The sequence below is a fragment of the Inquilinus limosus genome, assembly GCF_051487185.1.
Classification (GTDB): domain Bacteria; phylum Pseudomonadota; class Alphaproteobacteria; order DSM-16000; family Inquilinaceae; genus Inquilinus; species Inquilinus limosus_F.
In genome coordinates this window covers 184,128-198,146 of sequence record NZ_JAHVDK010000009.1, presented here as the reverse complement: position 1 = coordinate 198,146, position 14,019 = coordinate 184,128, and the positions used below count along the sequence as shown (strand labels likewise).

Annotated in this window: 13 protein-coding genes; 4 read left to right on the top strand and 9 right to left on the bottom strand. The window is 69.7% G+C overall.

Features of this window, described 5'->3' with window-relative positions; all coding sequences use genetic code 11:
• Nucleotides 1-76: 76 nt before the first annotated feature.
• Nucleotides 77-1,801: an adenylate/guanylate cyclase domain-containing protein gene (locus KXR53_RS12895; RefSeq protein ID WP_437375568.1), complete on the top strand. Its 1,725-nt coding sequence runs from the start codon at nt 77-79 to the stop codon at nt 1,799-1,801.
• Nucleotides 1,802-1,828: 27 nt separating this feature from the next.
• Here KXR53_RS12895 and KXR53_RS12890 read toward each other — a convergent pair whose 3' ends face one another.
• The gene (locus KXR53_RS12890; protein ID WP_437375567.1) at nt 1,829-2,617 is read right to left on the bottom strand and encodes an AraC family transcriptional regulator; all 789 of its coding nucleotides are present in this window, start codon (nt 2,615-2,617) and stop codon (nt 1,829-1,831) included.
• 74 nt (nt 2,618-2,691) lie between these two features.
• On the opposite strand from KXR53_RS12890, the gene KXR53_RS12885 reads away from it, so the two are divergent.
• A complete protein-coding gene (locus tag KXR53_RS12885) occupies nt 2,692-3,612 on the top strand; it encodes a DMT family transporter (protein ID WP_437375566.1) in 921 nt (306 codons plus the stop codon).
• 36 nt (nt 3,613-3,648) lie between these two features.
• On the opposite strand, the gene KXR53_RS12880 is transcribed toward KXR53_RS12885, so the two are convergent.
• Nucleotides 3,649-4,509 (bottom strand): hypothetical protein, encoded by an 861-nt coding sequence (locus KXR53_RS12880; protein WP_437375565.1) that lies wholly within the window; start codon nt 4,507-4,509, stop codon nt 3,649-3,651.
• 142 nt (nt 4,510-4,651) lie between these two features.
• Between KXR53_RS12880 and mazG the strand changes: the two genes are divergently transcribed.
• Nucleotides 4,652-5,485 carry a nucleoside triphosphate pyrophosphohydrolase gene (gene mazG / locus KXR53_RS12875; RefSeq protein ID WP_437375564.1) on the top strand — a complete coding sequence of 278 codons (834 nt, stop codon included), beginning with the start codon at nt 4,652-4,654 and terminating at the stop codon, nt 5,483-5,485.
• Entirely contained in the window at nt 5,485-6,501 is a 1,017-nt protein-coding gene (locus tag KXR53_RS12870) for a 2-dehydropantoate 2-reductase (protein ID WP_437375563.1), read from the top strand. Before mazG ends, KXR53_RS12870 begins: the two co-directional genes overlap by 1 nt.
• On the opposite strand, the gene KXR53_RS12865 is transcribed toward KXR53_RS12870, so the two are convergent.
• The 7 genes from KXR53_RS12865 to KXR53_RS12835 form a co-directional block, all read right to left on the bottom strand.
• Nucleotides 6,502-6,858 carry an FKBP-type peptidyl-prolyl cis-trans isomerase gene (locus KXR53_RS12865; RefSeq protein ID WP_437375562.1) on the bottom strand — a complete coding sequence of 119 codons (357 nt, stop codon included), beginning with the start codon at nt 6,856-6,858 and terminating at the stop codon, nt 6,502-6,504.
• 27 nt (nt 6,859-6,885) lie between these two features.
• Nucleotides 6,886-7,704, bottom strand: coding sequence for an inositol monophosphatase family protein (locus KXR53_RS12860; RefSeq protein WP_437375561.1), 819 nt, complete (start codon nt 7,702-7,704; stop codon nt 6,886-6,888).
• Nucleotides 7,705-7,711: 7 nt separating this feature from the next.
• Nucleotides 7,712-9,046 (bottom strand): GTPase HflX, encoded by a 1,335-nt coding sequence (gene hflX / locus KXR53_RS12855; RefSeq protein WP_437375560.1) that lies wholly within the window; start codon nt 9,044-9,046, stop codon nt 7,712-7,714.
• A 5-nt stretch (nt 9,047-9,051) separates the two neighbouring features.
• A complete protein-coding gene (gene hfq, locus KXR53_RS12850; RefSeq protein ID WP_026870608.1) occupies nt 9,052-9,294 on the bottom strand; it encodes an RNA chaperone Hfq in 243 nt (80 codons plus the stop codon).
• A gap of 118 nt (nt 9,295-9,412) precedes the next feature.
• On the bottom strand, nt 9,413-10,267 hold the full coding sequence (locus tag KXR53_RS12845; RefSeq protein ID WP_437375559.1) for a D-amino-acid transaminase: 855 nt from the start codon (nt 10,265-10,267) through the stop codon (nt 9,413-9,415).
• 19 nt (nt 10,268-10,286) lie between these two features.
• Nucleotides 10,287-11,690 carry a nitrogen assimilation response regulator NtrX gene (gene ntrX, locus KXR53_RS12840; RefSeq protein ID WP_437375558.1) on the bottom strand — a complete coding sequence of 468 codons (1,404 nt, stop codon included), beginning with the start codon at nt 11,688-11,690 and terminating at the stop codon, nt 10,287-10,289.
• Complete coding sequence (locus tag KXR53_RS12835) at nt 11,680-14,007, bottom strand: ATP-binding protein (protein WP_437375557.1); 2,328 nt, start codon at nt 14,005-14,007, stop codon at nt 11,680-11,682. The genes ntrX and KXR53_RS12835 overlap by 11 nt, the downstream gene beginning before the upstream one ends.
• Nucleotides 14,008-14,019: the final 12 nt, after the last annotated feature.

Genomic DNA, 14,019 nt, shown 5'->3' with positions numbered 1-14,019 from the left:
TGGCGCCATGTCCCTGAGCCTTCGCCGCAAGCTCCTGTCGCTGAGCCTCCGCCGCAAGCTGCTGCTGTTCTCGGCGATGATCGCGGCGCTGCCGCTGCTGTTCGCCGGGCAGTCGCTGATCCGGATCGCCCGCGACGAGATGAAGAGCGCGGCCAATGAGCGGCTCGTCACCACGGTCCGCGAGGTGACGAGCCAGATCGACGACATCTATGACCGCGCCTGGCTGGCCCCCCTCCTGCTGATCCGCAGCGCCATCGACAGCGAGAAGGTGAGCGTCGGGGAGAAGGTCGCGATCCTCACCCATGGCATCGCCCAGCTGCCGGATATCGTCGCCCTGCAGATCACCCTCGACGGCGGTCGCCTGCCGCTGGTGATTTCGCAGAACCGGTTCAGCACGAGGCTCACGGAGGCGGGCGTCCAGCCCCTGAGCGTGCTGCGGGCGGATCCGGAGGCGGTCATCGCCGCGGCGGCGCCCGACGACGGAGCGGCTGCGCGGGTCACCGCGGTCGATTACGAGCCGAAGACCGAGACCTGGCTGGCGACCGTGGCACTCCCGCTCGAAAGCAAGTTCAGCGGGGCGCGGGGAGTGCTTTCGGCGAGGATCGATCTCGGCCGGATCCGCGGCTTCATCATGAGCCAGCCGTTCCGCCAGGTCGGCATGATCACCACGGTCGATGCGCAGGGGCGGAAGCTGTTCGACCCCGAGCTGGACGAGTCGGGTCGGGTCAAACAACTGGGCCGGCGCGATATCGTCAGCGAGGCACTGGCCGCACGCGAAGGGAACCGCTCCCGCGCGATCAGCGTCGACACCTATTCGCGGCCGGACGGAACCCCGATGCTCGGCACCTTCGCTTTCGTCCGCAGCTTCGACTGGGCCGTCATCGTCGAGCAGAAGGAGGCGGACGCCTACTATGCCGTCGACGTCATGATCGGCAGCCTGTCCTTCTGGCTGTTCGGCGGGCTCGTCGTCGCGGTTCTGGGGGCGGCGGTGTTCGCGCACCGCATCAGCCGCCCGATCCTGGCGATCGGAGAGGCCGCGAACGAGGTGGCCAAGGGGAACTACCGGGTCCAGGTCCGGAATGTGCGTTCACGGGACGAGATCGGTGAGCTGGCAAAGCGCATCAACAACATGATCGTGCAGATCAACGAGCGGTTCGAGCTCACCAAATTCGTGTCCCATGGCACGATCGACGCCATCCAGCATTCGGACGAAACCGGCGTTCACCTGGGCGGCAGCCGCTGCGAGGTTGCAATCTTTTTCGCCGATATTCGCGGCTACACGGCCTTTGCCGAGAGCCGCGACCCGGAAACGGTGGTCGAGACACTGAACTTCTATCTCGCGGCACTGGCCGATCTGGTCGCCGCGCACAACGGCGACATCGACAAATTCGTCGGCGACCAGGTCATGGCCGTGTTCCAGGGGCCTGCCATGGCCGGCGACGCCCTTCGCTGCGCCGTGGCCATGCAGAAGCAGATGGCCGACCTCTCGGCCGCCAACCCCGACCGGAACCTTGCGATCGGCATCGGCATCGATATGGGCGAGGTGGTGATGGGAGCGATCGGAGCCAGGGACCGCATGGACTTCACCGTTCTCGGCGATCGCGTCAACGTCGCCGCGCGCCTGTGCTCGGCCGCCAAGCCGCAGCAGACGCTCGCAACCGCGACCGTGGTCGAGGCGGCGACGGCGTCACAGCACGATCTGCCGTTCACATCCCGCGCCCTTGAACCGATCACCCTCAAGGGCAAGAGCACGCCGCTCAGGATCTATGAAGTCCACCCGGCGAGCCGCGTGATTGCCTGAAGCCGATTGACGTCTCGGCCGCGGCCGTCACGCCGCGGCCTGGTCGCGGCGCAGGCCGTCTTTCCGCATCTGGTCCGGCGTCGTGCCGGTCAGGCGGTGGAACATGGCGATGAAAGCCGAGGCGTTGCCGTAGCCCAGCGACCGCGCCACCGCGCCGACCGAGGCCCCCTCCTCCAGCCGCGACAGCGCGGCGACCAGCTTCATCCGCTGCCGCCATTCGGCGAAGGACATGCCGAGGTCGCGCTGGCAGTGCCGCGACAGCGTGCGCTCGGTGGTGCCGGTCAGCCGCGCCCATTCGGCCAGCGACCGGCGGTCGCCGGGATGACGCTGCAGCGCCTCCAACACCGTACGCAGCGCCGGGTCATCCGACAGCGGCAGGTATGAGGCGTGACGCGGCGCGAGGCGGATCTGGTCGACCAGTACCTGCGCCAGCCGCAGGTCGGCGTCGCTGCGCGGCACCCGCACGCCCCGCGCCGCGAAATCGGCCAGGATCGCCTTGATCAGCGGGCTGAGCGCCAGGGTGCAGGGCTCGGCCGGCAGATCGGCGCAGAGCTCGCGGACGACATAGACCGACACGTAGCGGACGGCGTCGCGGTTGTGGCACGCATGCGGCACGTCGGGCGGCGTCCAGATCGCGTAGTGCGGCGGGGACAGGTAACGCACGCCCCCGACCGTCGCCTCCATCAGGCCCCGCACGGCGTAGTTGAGCTTGCCCCAGGGCAGCGATGCCTCCGGCCACACCATGCCCGCCGGGTAGTCCTCGGTGCGGAAGGACAGCGGATCGGGCGGATCGCCACGCAGCGCCGGCCTGGTCATGTCCTGTCCTCCCGATCGGTTGTCCGATCATCGTTATATATCTCGAATCCGCCAAACGCTAGGGTGGTGGTGCCATGTCCGCATCGAACGTCCCACTACGCTGGTTCGCCCTGCCGGTCGCCACCGTCGCGATCTGGTCCGGCAACGTGGTCGTCACCAAGTTGGCGGCCACCGCGATCCATCCCAGCGTCATCGCCTTCGAGCGCTGGGTCCTGGCGCTCCTGCTGCTGACGCCCTTCCTGCTGCGCCCGGCCTGGCGGCTGCGGCGGGAGATCCGGCCGCATCTGCCGAAGCTGGCGGTGCTGGGGCTGCTCGGCATGGCAGCCTATCAGGGGCTGGCCTACTACGCGGCGGAGACCACCTCGGCCACCAAGATGGGCTTCGTGGTGTCACTGGTGCCGCTGCTGACCATGGCGCTGTCGAGCCTGCTGCTGGCCGAGGCGCCGGCGCTGGGGATGCTGGCGGGCGGGATCCTGTCCCTGCTGGGCTTGGCGCTGCTGCTCGGCCAGGGCGATCCGCTGGCGCCGTTCGGCGGCGGCCTGGTGCCGGGCGACGGGATGATGCTGATCGCCTGCATCGCCTATTCCGGCTACGGCGTACTGCTGCGGCGCTGGCCGATGCCGCTGCCGGCCTGGCCGTCGCTGTATGTGCAGATCGTCTTCGCCACGCTGTTCCTGCTGCCCGGCTGGCTGCTGGCGCCCGCGGCGCCGCACAGCGCGACGGCGATCGGGCTGGTCCTCTATGCCGGCATTCCCGCCTCGATCCTGGCGCCGTTCCTGTGGATGCAGGCGATCCGCCTGCTCGGGCCCAGCCGCACCAGCCTGTTCATCAACCTGTCGCCGGTGATGACGGCGGCGATCGCGATGGCCGTGCTGGGCGAGAGCCTGCACCTGTACCACCTGGCCGGCGGAGCCCTGGTGCTGCTGGGCGTCGTCCTGGCCCAGCGCTCCGGCCGCCGGCCGGCGCCCGCTGCGGTGACCGAGGCGGCGGAATGAAGCGGCGCCGCCCAGACTGGGCGGCGCCGGCTCCTACTACTTCCAGCCGTAGGTCTGCCCGGCGGCGCGCAGGGCCCGGTCGTGCTCGCGGCGCAGCTGGGTCAGCTGCCGTGTCAGGTCGCGGCCGAGGATCTTGCCGTAGTCCTGGCCGGTCTTGGACTTGTCCCAGTCGTTCTCGACGAAGCGGGCGTCGACCCGGCCGGAGCGGGTGACTGAGACCGGCGTCCCGGTGAAGGTCTCGGCCGCCTTGGTCAGCTCGGCGACGAAGGTGGTGTCGTCCAGGCCGCTATAGGCCTTGCCGGTGGAATCCGCGATGTTGAGGAAGAACAGGTCCCGGCCGAAGGCGGTGTAGCCGCCGCCCAGCCCCTTGTTCACCGACGCCGCATGCTGGAAGAAGGCCTGCGCTTCCTCCCCGCTCGGCGCATGGTCCTTGAAGGTCACCACGGCATAGCCGGTGTTGCCCTGCCCTTCCGGCGTGAAGTCGGTGACCAGCACGCTCCATTGCCGGAAGGTGTAGCCGACCGCGGCGGCGAACAGATCGGCGGTCTTCGGGTCGGTCTCGAAGGCCGATTGCAGCGAGGCGTTGGTCTCGAGCTGATAGCCGCCCGGCGTCACCTCGGTCTGCACCTGGTCGGCCGGGATGTTCAGCAGCGCCAGGATCTTCGGCAGCTCGGTGTCCTTCACCTGTGTGGTGACGGCGGCGCGGTCGGCATAGCTCGCCTTCGCGGCGTCGAGGCCGAGCGGCTTGAAGGTCAGCGCCTCGTAAGAGAACAGCAGGGTCGGGCCGACCGGCGCGGCCGGCGCCGGCTCGACCCTCTGGCCGCAGGCCGCGAGCGCGACCGTGGTGGCCAGGCTGGCGGCCAGCGTGATGGACTTGAAGGATCGCAGGAAGCTCATGTCGTGATTGTCCCCTCCGGACGGAGCGAAGCGCCCCGGCCGGAGTATAGGAAGGCCACAACCCTTGTTTGCAAGGCAGAGAGCAATTTGCGGCTGTCGCCGCGATGCGATACCAGAGGGAACCGCCGCCCGGAGACCGATGATGACCGACCGTCCCGACGCCGCCCCCGACGCCGCCGAAGCCACGCGCCGCCTGATCGAGGTGATGGCGCGGCTGCGCGATCCAGAGACCGGCTGCCCCTGGGACGTGGAGCAGACCTTCCGCACCATCGCGCCCTATACGATCGAGGAGGCCTATGAGGTGGCCGACGCGATCGAGCGCGACGCCATGGACGAGCTGAAGGACGAGTTGGGCGACCTCTTGTTCCAGGTGGCCTTCCACTCGCGCATGGCGGAGGAGCGCGGCGCCTTCGATTTCGCCGACGTGGCCGCCGGCATCGTCGAGAAGATGATCCGCCGCCACCCGCATGTATTCGGCGACGCCCCGGTCGACGCCGACGGCATGCCGGCGCAGTGGGAGCGGCAGAAGGCGGAGGAACGCGCCGCCAAGGCGAAAGCCGAGGGCCGGCCGGCCGGGGCGCTGGACGGCATCGCCGCCGGCCTGCCCAGCCTGACCCGGGCGCTGAAGCTGCAGAAGCGGGCGGCGCGGGTCGGCTTCGACTGGACCGACCCGGCCGACATCCTCGACAAGATCGAGGAGGAGGCGGCCGAGATCCGGGCGGAGGTCCGCGAAGGGGCGCCGCGGGAACGGATCGAGGACGAGATCGGCGACCTGCTGTTCTGCGCCGTCAACCTGGCCCGCCGCTACGAGGTCGACCCCGATTCCGCCCTGCGCCGCACCAACGCCAAATTCGAGCGCCGATTCCGCCACTTGGAGGCGGCGCTGCGGGCCGCGGGCCGCGACCCCGCCGAGGCCAGCCTGGACGAGATGGAGGCGCTCTGGGTCGCCGCCAAGCGGGCCGAGACCACGAGCTGATGGTGGCCCCGGCGCTGCGGATCTGCATCTGGGGCGCCGGACTGATCGGCTGCTATCTCGGCGGACGGCTGCAGGCCGGGGGCGGCGCCGTGACCTTCATCGCCCGTTCGGCGCAGGCCCCAGACCAAGGGCTGGAGCTGACCGATCTGCACGGCCACGCCTGGCGCGTCCCGGCCGATTCGATCCGCTGGGCCGCGGACGGTGCCGCCGCGGCGACTGCCGATCTGATCCTGCTGACGGTCAAGGCCGACGCCGTGGAGGCGGCCTGCCGCGAGATTCTGGCCTTCGCCCGGCCGCAGGCGGTGGTGGTCGGGCTCCAGAACGGCGTCGCGCCGGCGCAAATCCTGCGCCGCAGCCTGGCAGGCCGGATCGCGCTCGCCGGCGTGGTGCCGTTCAACGTGGTGCGCCGCGGCCCCGGCCGGCTGCACCAGGCCTCGGCCGGGCGCCTGGCCATCGAACGGCACCCGGCCCTGGCGCCGGCCCTGCCGCTGTTCCGCCGGGCCGGGCTGCCGCTCGACCTGCGCGACGACATCGCCGCGGTGCAATGGGCCAAGCTGCTGCTGAACCTGAACAACGCGGTCAACGCCCTGTCCGGCCTACCGCTGCGGGAGGAGCTGCTGCGGCGCGGCTATCGCCGCTGCACCGCCATGGCCCAGCGAGAGGCGCTGTCCCTGCTGTCCGCCGCCGGCATCCGCCCGGCCCGGATCACGCCGCTGCCGCCGGGCTGGATCCCGCCCCTGCTGGAGCTGTCGACGCCGCTGTTCCGGCTGCTGGCGGCCCGGCTGCTGCGGATCGACCCGCTGGCGCGGTCGTCGATGCTGGAGGATCTGGAGGCCGGCCGCCCGACCGAGGTCGACTGGCTGAACGGCGAGATCACGCGCCTGGCCGACCACCTCGGCCGCAAGGCCCCGATCAATGCCCGGCTGGTCGAGTTGGTGCGGGCCGCCGAGCATGGCGAGAGCCGCCGGATCGTCGCGGAGGACCTGCTGAGGGAGCTGGAGTCGGCTGCCGGCTGATCAGACCGCCAGCAGCTCGACGTCGAAGATCAGCGTCGCGTTCGGCGGGATAACCCCGCCGGCGCCGCGGGCGCCGTAGCCCAGCGCCGCCGGGATGACCAGGCGCCGCTTGCCGCCGATCTTCATGCCCTGCACGCCCTCGTCCCAGCCCTGGATCACCCGGCCGCCGCCGAGCGGAAAGCGGAAAGGCTCGTTGCGGTCCTTGCTGGAATCGAATTTGCGGCCGGCGCTGCCGTCGGCGTTCTGCAGCCAGCCGGTGTAGTGCACGGTCACGACGGCGCCGGCCTTGGCCTCGGCGCCGGTGCCGACCTCGAGGTCGTCATATTCGAGCCCGGAGGCGGTGACGGTGCGGGACATGATGCTTCCTTTCGGGTTGGTATCGAACTAAGCCGCGGCCGCGATCTCGCCCATGGCGATACGGGCGGCGCGCCAGCTCGGCTCGTTCGGCGCCACCAGGATCGGGCCCTGGCGCAGCGTCGGGCGGTAACGGGTGCCGTCGAGCACCGCGGCCCAGCCGCCCGCCTCGGCGTGCAGCAACGTGCCGGCGGCGTGGTCCCAGGGGAACAGCTTGCGGTAGGCCAGGATGTCGATGCAGCCCTCGGCGGCATCGATATAGTCGGCGCCGGCGCAGTTGACGTGGATGTGCGACGCCACCGCGTCGCGCAGCCGCAGCACCGCCGTGGCGTATTCGGGCGGGCGCTTGGCCAGGTTGAAGCCGCCACGCAGCGTCGCCAGCGGCCCGGGCGCGGACAGCGCCAGGCGCCGTCCGTCGATCCAGGCGCCCTCGCCGCGGACCGCCCAGGCGGTGCGGTTCTCGACCGGCAGATGGATCCAGCCCATCAGCGTCTCGCCCCGGTGCACCAGGGCGACGATGGTGCCGAAGCGCGGCGTGCCGGCGACGAAGTTGGCGGTGCCGTCCACCGGGTCGACGATCCAGACCGGGTCGTCGCTGTCGAGCTGGTCGAGCACGGCCGGGTCCCGGGCATAGGCCTCCTCCCCGACCACGCGGGAGCCGGGCAGGAGCATCGGCAGCCGCTGCGCCAGGCGGATCTCGCTCTCCTGGTCGGCGATGGTGACGAGGTCGCCCGGCGCCTTTTCCATCACCGCCCCGTCCTCCAGCCGGCCGAAGCGCGGCAGGATCAGCTCCTGCGCCGTCTCCGCGATCAGGGCGGCGACTTGGTCGATCTCGGGCAGGCGGAGCATTCGAACCTCAGTGGCGGGTGGCGATGCCGAGCTGACGGTGCAGCCGCGCGGCGTCGTTCGGGTGCAGGCGGACGCGGACGAAGAGATGGGTGCCCCCGTCGTCGCGGGCCTCCAGCACCTCGCCATGGCGGTGCAGCCAGGCCAGGGTGCGGCCGTCGGCGATGTCGAGCTTGACCGTCATGGTCTCACGGTCGGCGTTGATCCGGCTGGCGATGAGATCCATCAGCGCGTCACAGCCCTCGCCGGTCAGGGCCGAGATCACCGCCGCGTCGTGGCCGCGCCGCCGCACCGCGGTCGACAGCGTCTCGCGCTCGTGCTCCGGCAGCAGGTCCGCCTTGTTCAGCACCTCGATCACCCTTCCGTCGGAATCGATGTCGATGTCCAGGTCGCGCAGCACGGCCTCGACATCCTCGCGCTGGGCTTCGGTGTCGGGATGGGCGATGTCGCGGACATGCAGGATCAGGTCGGCGGTCTGCACCTCCTCCAGCGTCGCCCGGAAGGCGGCGACCAGATGGGTCGGCAGGTCGGAGATGAAGCCGACCGTGTCGGACAGGATGATCCGCCGCCCCTGCCCCGCCTCGATCGCCCGCATGGTCGGGTCGAGCGTCGCGAACAGCATGTCCTTGGCCAGCACAGTGGCCCGGGTCAGGCGGTTGAACAGGGTCGATTTGCCGGCATTGGTGTAGCCGACCAGCGCCACCACCGGATAGGGCACGCGGGCGCGCGCCTCGCGGTGCAGCGACCGGGTGCGGCGCACCTCCTCGAGCTGGCGCTTGATCTGGATGATGCGGTCGTCGATCAGGCGGCGGTCCAGCTCGATCTGGGTTTCGCCGGGACCGCCCAGGAAGCCGGCGCCGCCGCGCTGCCGCTCCAGGTGGGTCCAGGACCGGACCAGGCGCGAGCGCTGGTAGCTGAGATGCGCCAGCTCGACCTGCAGCTGGCCCTCGCGGGTGCGGGCGCGCTCGCCGAAGATCTCCAGGATCAGGCCGGTGCGGTCGATCACCTTGGTCTTCCAGCGGCGCTCCAGGTTGCGCTGCTGCACCGGGCTGAGGGTGGCGTCGACCACCACCAGCCCCGCCTCGGTGGCGGCGACCACGCTCGACAGCTCCTCCAAGGCGCCCTCGCCGATCAGGGTCGAGGGCTGGGGCCGCGACACGCGGACGCAGCGGGCCTCGGCGATGTCGAGCGAGATCGCGCGCGACAGCCCGACCGCCTCCTCCAGCGAAGCCTCGGCGGTCCGGCCGCCATCGCTACGGGCGCCGGGAAGAACCGGGTGAATGACGATGGCGCGCCCGGAGGACGCGCCATTCGCACCGGAATTTGGCCCCAGAGTCTGGCCCAAAGGGATCAGGCCTCTTCCTTCTGTGGCTCGAACAGCTGGATCGGATGCGCCGGCATGACCGTCGAGATCGCATGCTTGTACACCAGCTGCGAATGGGCATCGCGGCGAAGCAGGACCGAAAAGTTGTCAAACCAAGTGATGATACCCTGCAGCTTCACCCCGTTGACGAGGAAGATGGTCACCGGGATCTTGTTCTTCCGGACGTTGTTGAGGAACACGTCCTGAACGTTTTGCGCCTTTTCTGACATTGTTGGGATCCTGCTGCTTGATTTTATTGGAGCCCCGCGGGGCCCGAGCCACACGATGTGGCACAGTTCGACAATATGGGAAGCGCCCGCCCGGAGAAAAGGGAGCAATGGCGCATGGTCACGATGCGCCGGCGTTGCCGGCATAGGCGAGATAGGCCTCGAGCAGCCGGCGACCCAAAGCCCCGGCCGTGCCGTTGCCGATCGTCCGGTCGTCGATCCTCAGCACCGGCGTGACGAAGCTGGTGGCGCTGCTGAGGAAGGCCTCGCGCGCGGCATAGGCCTCCTCGACCCGGAACGGCCGTTCCTCGAAGCGCAGCCCGTCCGCCGCCGCGACCCGCAGGATCGACTGGCGGGTGATGCCGTTGAGGATGTCGTGGCTCGCCGGACGGGTGACCAGCACCCCGTCGGCGGTCACGATCCAGGCGTTGGACGAGGTGCCTTCGGTGACGAAGCCGTCCTCGTCGACCTGCCACGCCTCGAAAGCGCCGCGCTCCGCCGCCTCCTGCTTGCCCAGCACCTGGGGCAGCAGCCCCACGGTCTTGATGTCGCGGCGCTTCCAGCGGATATCGGGGATGGTGACGACCCGGACGCCGGTGCGGGCGTGCGGCGCCAGCGTCGCCCGCCGCGTGGTGATCACGAGCGTCGGCCGCGCCGCGGCGGGGAAGCGAAAATCGCGCGGGGCCGCCCCGCGGGTGATCTGGAGATAGACCAGACCGTCACGCACGCCGTTGCGCTCCAGAAGCCGCCGCATGATCAGCCGCAGCACCCGTCGCTCGCATGGCCAGGCGATGCGCAGCTCGCTCAAGGAGCGGCCGAGCCGGTCGAGATGCCCCTCCTCGTCGATCAGCCGGCCGCGGCGGACCGACACCACCTCATAGACGCCGTCGGCGAACTGAAAGCCGCGATCCTCGACATGCACCGCCGCCCGGGCATGCGGCACATAGCGCCCGTTGACATAGGCGTCGCGCGCCATCCTTTGTTTCTCCCGGCTTTCAGTCGACGAGCTTGCGGTCGCCGGCGCCGTGCACGCCCAGGCTCTTCATCTTGCGATGCAGGGCCGAACGCTCCATGCCGATGAACTCGGCGGTGCGGCTGATGTTGCCGCCGAAGCGGGTGACCTGGGCGATCAGATACTCGCGCTCGAACAGCTCGCGTGCGTCGCGCAGCGGCAGCCCCATGATCTCGCTGCCGCGGTCGCCGCGCAGCACCGCCGGCGCGATCGCGCCGATCTCGGGCGGCAGCATGTCGGCATGGATCGGCGTCGCGGTGTCGCCGGCGGCCATGATCAGCAGCCACTCGATGACGTTGCGCAGCTGCCGGACGTTGCCGGGCCAGCTGTAGGCCTGCAGCGCCGCCATCGCGTCCTCGCCGATCTGCCGCGGCGCCAGACCCTGGCTGTCGGCGGCGCGCTGCATGAAGTGCCGGGCCAGCAGCGGGATGTCCTCACGCCGGGCGGCGAGTGGCGGCACTGCGATCGGCACGACGTTGAGGCGGTAGTACAGATCCTCGCGGAACCGGCCCTCGGCGATCTCGGTCGGCAAGTCCTTGTTCGAGGAGGCGATCACCCGGACGTCGACCTCGACCTTGGTGGCGCCGCCCACCCGGACGAAGGTCTGCTCCTGCAGCACCCGGACGATCTTGCCCTGGGTGGCGAGCGGCATGTCCGCCACCTCGTCCAGCAGCAGCGTGCCGCCATGGGCCTGTTCGAAGGTGCCGACCTTGCGAGTGGCGATGGCGCCGTCGGCCATGGCCTCGACGCCGAACAGCTCCTCCTCCAGCCGGTCCGGATGCATCGCGGCGCAGTTCAGCGCGATGAACGGGCCTTCGGCGCGCTTGGACAGGGCATGCAGCCGGCGGGCCACCACCTCCTTGCCGACGCCGGCGGGGCCGGTGATCAGCACCCGGCTGCCGGTCGGCGCCACGCGCTCGATCTGCTGGGTCAGCTGCGCGATCATCGGCGACTGGCCGATCAGCTCGGCCTCGGTGCCGGCCCGCAGCCGCAGCTCCGCATTCTCGCGCCTGAGGCGGGCCGCCTCGATGGCGCGCTCGACCATCAGCAGCAGCCGGTCGGACTTGAACGGCTTCTCGATGAAGTCGTAGGCGCCGTTCTTGATCGCGTTGACCGCGGTCTCGATGTTGCCGTGGCCGCTGATCATCAGCACCGGCACGCCGGGATGGTCGCGCCGGATGATGTCGAGCAACTCCAGCCCGTCGATCGGGCTACCCTGCAGCCAGACGTCGAGAATCACCAGGCTGGGCTGACGGGCGGCGAGCTCCTGCTGCGCCTGCGTCGTATCGCCCGCCTCCCGCGTCGTATACCCTTCGTCGCCCAGGATGCCCGAGATGAGCATCCGAATATCCGCCTCGTCGTCTACGACGAGAATGTCATGCGCCATGGCCCACCGCGTCCTTGGAGCCCGCAGCCGTCACCCGATCGGTCGATGCCCCCGGCTCGTCGCCGGTTGGAACGGCCGGCACGCCCGCCTGTTCCAATGGAAAGACGAGGCTCACCCGGGCGCCGCCGCCCGGACGGTCCTCAAGGACCAGCCGGCCGCCGTGATCCTCCATGATTTTCTTGACGATGGCGAGCCCCAATCCAGTGCCTTTGGTGCGGGTCGTGACATAGGGTTCGGTTAGCCGATCGCGGTCGTCGGTGGGCAGCCCCTTCCCGTTGTCCTCGACCGTGATCCAGGCCTCGCCTTCGAGATAGTCCAGAATCAATCGCACCTGCCCCTTCGGCAGGTCGCGGCCTTCCGCGATCCGACCTTCGATCGCGTCGACGCCATTCTGCAGCAGATTGGTGACGGCCTGCGACAGCTGCCGGGAATCGCACGGCACCAGCGGCCGGTCGTCGGGCTGGCTGAAGGCGAAGCCGATCTTCGGATGGGCGTTGCGCTGCAGGAACAGCGCCTGCTGGCAGATCTCCGAGAGGTCGATCGCCTTCATCACCGGAGACGGCATGCGGGCGAAGGCCGAGAACTCGTCGACCATCCGGCCGATGTCGCCAACCTGCCGCACGATCGTCTCGGTGCAGGTGACGAAGGTCTGAGGATCGTCCGATATCTGCTTGAGATATTTGCGCTTCAGCCGCTCCGCCGAAAGCTGGATCGGGGTCAGCGGATTCTTAATCTCATGCGCGATCCGGCGGGCCACGTCGGCCCAGGCCGCCTTGCGCTGGGCCGAGAGCAGCTCGGTGACGTCATCGAAGGTGACGACGAAGCCGCGGACCTCGCCGTCCAGCCGCTCCGCCGCGATGCGGGCCAGGAGGGTCCGCAGCTCGCCCTGGCGGCGGATCTTCACCTGCCCCTCGATCATCCGGCCCTGCCGGCTGCGGGCGCTCTCCAGCAGCTCCGCCATCTCCGGCACCACCGCTTCCAGCGGCTGGCCCACCAGCTCGTCGACCGTGCGGCCGAGCAGCTCGGTGGCGGAGCGGTTCGGCAGATGGACCCGGCCGTCCTGGTCGAGGCCGAGCACGCCGGCCGAGACGCCGGACAGCACCGTCTCGGTGAACTGCCGGCGCTGGTCGAGCTGGCGGTTCGCCTCGATCAGCTCGCGGCGCTGGCTTTCCAGCTGATTGGTCATGCGGTTGAAGGAACGGGCCAGGCTGCCGAGCTCGTCGGTGCTGTCGACACCCTGAACCCGGATCGACAGGTCGCCCGCCCGCACCCGCTCCGATGCCATGATCAGCTCGCGCAGCGGCCGCACCAGCGTGTCGGCGAAGACGAGGCCGATCCAGACCGCGGCCATCAGCAGCAGCACCGCGACGGTGACGTAGATCGCGGTGAAGATCAGCTGCAGCTGCGAGCGCCGCCCCTCCAGCGTCCGGTAGTCAGCGACCGCGCCCTTGGTCTGCTCGACATAGGCCAGCGCCTCCGGATCGACCTGCTTGCCGATCAGGAGGAAGGCGTCGAAGGGGAAGCCGTTCAGCCGCACCAGTGCGCGCACCCGGTCGCCCTGGCCGTCGATCATCAGCTCGACCGGCCCGTATCCGGTGTCGCTGGACATCGCCCGGTCGAAGTACTTCGGGGCCACCATGTCCAGCTTCAGGCCCTTGGCGTAGGGCGATTCGGCGATGACCTGGCCCTTGCGGTCGATGATCCGGATGTCGGGGATGTTGTAGGTCTGGGTCATGCTGCCCAGGATCCCGACCAGGGCGGATCTGTTGCCGGCGATGAACTCGGGATACTGGGCATAGGCCCGCTCGACCGTGGTGGCGATGCTCTGCGCGGCGTAGCGGATGCTCTTCTGGTTCTCCTCGAGATAGACCTGCGCGACCGAAAGCGATTCATTGACCGCGGTCGAGACGCGCTCGGAAAACCAGGTCTGCAGGCCGATGTTGAAGATGACGGCCGAGAAGATCGCGACCAGGATCGCGGGGGCGACCGCCACCACCGCGAACAGCGCCACCAGCCGGACATGCAGGCGCGAGCCGGCCGAGCCGCGGCGGCGCGCCGCCCAGATCCGCACCAGCCGCCGCGCCACGATCGCCCCGAGCATCAAGAGGATGGTCAGGTCGAGCACCAGCAGCAGCGACACCCGGTCGGCGTCCTTGCCGAACAGCGAGTTGCTGCTGAGCGCGGTATAGGTCGCGATGCCGGAGGCGACGGCGGCGAAGATCAGCACCACCGCCAGCTTGTTCTCCAGCCCGATCCGGGTCGCCCATTGGTAAAGCTGCCGCCAGAGGGTCGAAGGGCTCGCGGCGTTGGTTGTCATCTCAGGCGTTCT

Bases quoted from the DNA above. Each gene is read 5' to 3' on its own strand.
- hfq (WP_026870608.1), bottom strand. From the start codon at position 9,294: ATGTCAGAAAAGGCGCAAAACGTTCAGGACGTGTTCCTCAACAACGTC.
- KXR53_RS12835 (WP_437375557.1), bottom strand. From the start codon at position 14,007: ATGACAACCAACGCCGCGAGCCCTTCGACCCTCTGGCGGCAGCTTTAC.
- KXR53_RS12845 (WP_437375559.1), bottom strand. From the start codon at position 10,267: ATGGCGCGCGACGCCTATGTCAACGGGCGCTATGTGCCGCATGCCCGG.
- KXR53_RS12890 (WP_437375567.1), bottom strand. From the start codon at position 2,617: ATGACCAGGCCGGCGCTGCGTGGCGATCCGCCCGATCCGCTGTCCTTC.
- KXR53_RS12895 (WP_437375568.1), top strand. From the start codon at position 77: ATGATCGCGGCGCTGCCGCTGCTGTTCGCCGGGCAGTCGCTGATCCGG.
- ntrX (WP_437375558.1), bottom strand. From the start codon at position 11,690: ATGGCGCATGACATTCTCGTCGTAGACGACGAGGCGGATATTCGGATG.
- KXR53_RS12860 (WP_437375561.1), bottom strand. From the start codon at position 7,704: ATGCTCCGCCTGCCCGAGATCGACCAAGTCGCCGCCCTGATCGCGGAG.
- mazG (WP_437375564.1), top strand. From the start codon at position 4,652: ATGACCGACCGTCCCGACGCCGCCCCCGACGCCGCCGAAGCCACGCGC.
- KXR53_RS12865 (WP_437375562.1), bottom strand. From the start codon at position 6,858: ATGTCCCGCACCGTCACCGCCTCCGGGCTCGAATATGACGACCTCGAG.
- KXR53_RS12870 (WP_437375563.1), top strand. From the start codon at position 5,485: ATGGTGGCCCCGGCGCTGCGGATCTGCATCTGGGGCGCCGGACTGATC.
- KXR53_RS12885 (WP_437375566.1), top strand. From the start codon at position 2,692: ATGTCCGCATCGAACGTCCCACTACGCTGGTTCGCCCTGCCGGTCGCC.
- KXR53_RS12880 (WP_437375565.1), bottom strand. From the start codon at position 4,509: ATGAGCTTCCTGCGATCCTTCAAGTCCATCACGCTGGCCGCCAGCCTG.